1 protein-coding gene is annotated in these 725 nt (G+C 39.3%); it reads left to right on the top strand.

Annotated elements, in window-relative coordinates; all coding sequences use genetic code 11:
• The first annotated feature begins 121 nt into the window (after window positions 1–121).
• Window positions 122–592 (top strand): IS200/IS605 family transposase, encoded by a 471-nt coding sequence (tnpA, locus tag FLK20_RS21400; protein ID WP_152658622.1) that lies wholly within the window; start codon window positions 122–124, stop codon window positions 590–592.
• Window positions 593–725: the final 133 nt, after the last annotated feature.

The following is a 725-nucleotide window of genomic DNA, read 5'->3' as shown; positions in this document are numbered from 1 at the left end:
CCCCCTGCTATGCAGGGGGTTCTGGAAAGCTTTCAGCGAGGGGTAAAAAAAGCTCCTTCTATGGTAAGATAAAGTTGGTTTCCCGACCACAACATCTCACGATAGAAGGAGGAGAGTCCTAATGAAGGACAAGAATAGTTTAGCACATACAACATGGAATTGTAAGTATCACATAGTATTTGCGCCAAAGTATAGAAGGCAAATTATTTATGGGAAATATAAAAGAAGCATTGGAGAAATAATTAGGGAGCTATGTGAAAGAAAAGGAGTCATCATTCATGAAGCAAATGCATGTCCAGATCATATACACATGCTGGTAAGTATACCGCCGAAGCTAAGTGTAGCTCAATTTATGGGTTATTTAAAAGGAAAAAGCAGTCTGATGATATTTGATCGACACGCCAATCTAAAATATAAATATGGTAATCGAAAGTTTTGGTGTCGAGGGTACTATGTAGATACAGTGGGCAGAAATAAAAAGAAAATTCAAGAATATATTCGGGATCAGCTAAGAGAAGACTATATGGGGGATCAATTAACCCTGTTTGAAGAGTTTGATCCATTTACCGGAGAAAAAAATAAGAAAAAATAAGAGATTCTTTTAGAATCCGTGAGTGGATGTGGTGCAGAAGGGAGACCATTTCAGTGGGCCTTTAAGGCCGAGGCCGGTAATAGAGGCTTTCAGCCGCAGAACAAACCACCAGTTCACACTGGTGGTTTTGATT

The organism is Oceanobacillus sp. CFH 90083 (assembly GCF_009389585.1).
Taxonomy (GTDB): Bacteria; Bacillota; Bacilli; order Bacillales; family Amphibacillaceae; genus Oceanobacillus.
This window is presented reverse-complemented; position numbering and strand designations above follow the sequence as displayed.